This window comes from Mycobacterium sp. TH-M25 (assembly GCF_057473665.1).
This window is the reverse complement of record NZ_JBYCLA010000341.1, coordinates 1-2,581: the sequence shown is the minus strand read 5'-3', so window position 1 is coordinate 2,581 and position 2,581 is coordinate 1. Positions and strand designations below refer to the sequence as shown.

Annotated in this window: 3 protein-coding genes and 1 pseudogene; 2 read left to right on the top strand and 2 right to left on the bottom strand. The window is 64.0% G+C overall.

The features are described 5' to 3' along the window. Positions 1-196: 196 nt before the first annotated feature. The gene (locus tag AC2VOU_RS11480; protein ID WP_486957488.1) at positions 197-625 is read left to right on the top strand and encodes a PIN domain-containing protein; all 429 of its coding nucleotides are present in this window, start codon (positions 197-199) and stop codon (positions 623-625) included. Between the two features lie 187 nt (positions 626-812). Here AC2VOU_RS11480 and AC2VOU_RS11475 read toward each other — a convergent pair. Continuing rightward, a pseudogene (locus AC2VOU_RS11475) lies at positions 813-920 on the bottom strand (hypothetical protein); the annotation flags it as partial. Here AC2VOU_RS11475 and AC2VOU_RS11470 point away from each other — a divergent pair. Then, positions 886-1,080, top strand: coding sequence for a DUF433 domain-containing protein (locus AC2VOU_RS11470; protein WP_486957487.1), 195 nt, complete (start codon positions 886-888; stop codon positions 1,078-1,080). The pseudogene AC2VOU_RS11475 and the gene AC2VOU_RS11470 overlap by 35 nt on opposite strands. Before the next feature lie 128 nt (positions 1,081-1,208). Here AC2VOU_RS11470 and AC2VOU_RS11465 read toward each other — a convergent pair whose 3' ends face one another. Further along, positions 1,209-2,456, bottom strand: coding sequence for an IS256 family transposase (locus AC2VOU_RS11465; RefSeq protein ID WP_486957486.1), 1,248 nt, complete (start codon positions 2,454-2,456; stop codon positions 1,209-1,211). Between the last annotated feature and the right edge of the window lie 125 nt (positions 2,457-2,581).

Below are 2,581 nucleotides of genomic sequence, written 5' to 3'. Positions count from 1 at the left end.
TTAGGTACCGCATCTGGCGAGGGAGGTGTCACACCGGTGCTACACTGCTGGCCGCTGCCAAGCTAGCGTCGATCCGCGCGGCGCGTGACAGCGATGTGAAGCTTCGGCGCCGGCTGGCCGACCGATTGCGATCGCGCAACCTTCCCGTCGACGTTGATGCCGCAGACCGTGCGCGCCAAGCTGGATGGACGCATGGGTGAGCGTTGAACTGCTGCTGGACAATTCGGCCTTCGTCCGCCTGGCGTCACCGGCGCTGCAGGAGCGGCGGGCGCTGGAGATCGCAGACGCGCTCGAGCACCGCCGCATCGGCGTGTGCCTGCCGTTCCTGCTCGAGGCAGGGTATTCGGCACGCAGCGCTACGGATCACGATGAACTGCTGAGTGAATTGATGGCATTGCCGATGCTGCACATCGACACCGAGGTAGAGCGACGAGCGGTGGACGTGCAGCGTCAGCTTGCCCGCGCTGGGCATCATCGACTCCCGCCGGTCGATCTCATCATCTCCGCGCTGGCAGATCGGCACGGTGTCGGAGTGCTGCACTACGACCACGACTACGACACGCTCGCCACGCAGACGGACCTTCGCTTCGCGAGCAACTGGCTGGCCCGGCGTGGCAGTCTCTGACACCTCAACAAGGTCAGGTCGTTCTGCCTTTTCGATGGTGAATGATCAACAAAATTGCTGGTAAAAGCTACTGATGGGGTCTGGGGTGTTGTTTGCGACACGTGAGGGTGTACGCATGAGTTGGTCGCATGGTCGACCGCCGAGGGCACTGGCAGCCTCACGGCAGACCTCATCCCGACACAACTTGCCGGTGCGACGTGGTGCAACGGGCTAGCCTTATGGGCATGCAATTCACCCGCGTCACCATCGACCCGGATGTGATGGGGGGCATGCCGTGCATCCGGGGCTTGCGCATCCCAGTTGCAACTGTGGTCGCGATGGTCGCCGACCAGATGATATCGACCGAGATTCTTACCGAGCTTCCTGACCTCGAGGCAGAAGACGTTGTCGAGGCTCTGCGGTATGCGGCTGAGGCAGTGCGGGAGCGAGAGTTGCCGTTGCGGTCGACGGCATGAGGCTGCTGCTGGACGAAAATCTTTCGCCAGCAATGTCCACTTTTCTCATCGAGGCAGTGTCACCCATGGCCAAGCCCAGTGGCGTGGTGTAAGAGTTCGCTCGATCGCGTGACCCTTCGGCTGGCAGTTTAGGCGGTCAGGGCTGGTGTGGTGTCGGTTTGCTGGCCGGCGGGCTCGTCGGTGCTGGTCAGTGCTGTGCGGGCGCGGGTGAGGACGTCAAGGCCGAGGTAGCGGCGTCCTTCGATCCATTCGTCGTGTTGTTCGGCCAGTACGGCTCCGACGAGGCGGATGATCGAGGCCCGGTCGGGGAAGATACCCACGACGTCGGTCCTGCGCCTGATTTCTCTGTTGAGCCGTTCCTGTGGATTGTTCGACCAGATTTGGCGCCAGATCTGCTTGGGAAACGCAGTGAACGCGAGCAGATCAGCACGGGCACCATCGAGGTGTTCGGCCACTTTGGGGAGCTTGTCGGCCAGTGCGTCGAGGACCCGGTCATATTGGGCAACAACCGATTCAGCATCAGGCTGGTCGTAGATGGAGTGCAGCAGGGTGCGCACCCACGGCCAGGAGGACTTCGGGGTGGCCGCCATCAGATTGGCGGCGTAATGGGTGCGGCAGCGCTGCCAGGCCGCCCCGGGCAGGGTGGCCCCGATCGCGGCTACCAGCCCCTGGTGGGCGTCGCTGGTGACCAGCGCGACCCCGGACAGGCCGCGGGCGACCAGGTCGCGGAAGAACGCCAGCCAGCCGGCCCCGTCCTCGGCCGAAGTGACCTGGATGCCCAGGATCTCCCGATGGCCCTCGGCGTTAACGCCGGTGGCGATCAGGGTGTGCACACCCACGACGCGGCCGTTCTCGCGGACTTTGAGCACCAGAGCGTCAGCGGCCACGAACGTGTACGGGCCGGCGTCGAGTGGACGGGTGCGAAACGCCTCAACTTGTTCGTCGAGCTCTTTGACCATGATCGACACCTGCGACTTGGAAAGACTTGTCACACCCAGTGTTTCAACGAGGCGTTCCATTCGCCGGGTGGACACTCCCAGCAGATAGCAGGTGGCCACCACGGTGGTCAGGGCACGCTCAGCGCGTTTGCGTCGCTCCAATAGCCAGTCCGGGAAATAGCTCCCCTGACGCAGCTTGGGGATGCCCACATCGAGGGTGCCCGCGCGGGTGTCGAAATCACGGTGCCGGTAGCCGTTGCGGCTGTTGGACCGCTCATCGCTGCGCTGGCGGTAGCCGGCCCCGCAGATGGCGTCGGCTTCCGCGCCCATCAAGGCGTGGATGAACACCGACAGCAGCCCCCGCAGCAGGTCCGGGCTCGCCTCGGCGAGTTGGTCAGCCAACAGCTGCTCGGCGTCGATAAGGTGTGGTGAGGTCATCGCGTTGCTCTCCTTCGATTGACTTTGCTGGTCATTTCGAAGGATCACGCGATGACCGCCCTCTACCGGGCTACGACACGCCCACCGGCCCTACCGGCTCGTACACCACGCCCCTGGACGCAACT

What these genes read in the sequence shown, in the direction of transcription:
- AC2VOU_RS11465 (WP_486957486.1), bottom strand. Translation starts at nt 2,456, where the DNA reads ATGACCTCACCACACCTTATCGACGCCGAGCAGCTGTTGGCTGACCAA.
- AC2VOU_RS11470 (WP_486957487.1), top strand. Translation starts at nt 886, where the DNA reads ATGGGGGGCATGCCGTGCATCCGGGGCTTGCGCATCCCAGTTGCAACT.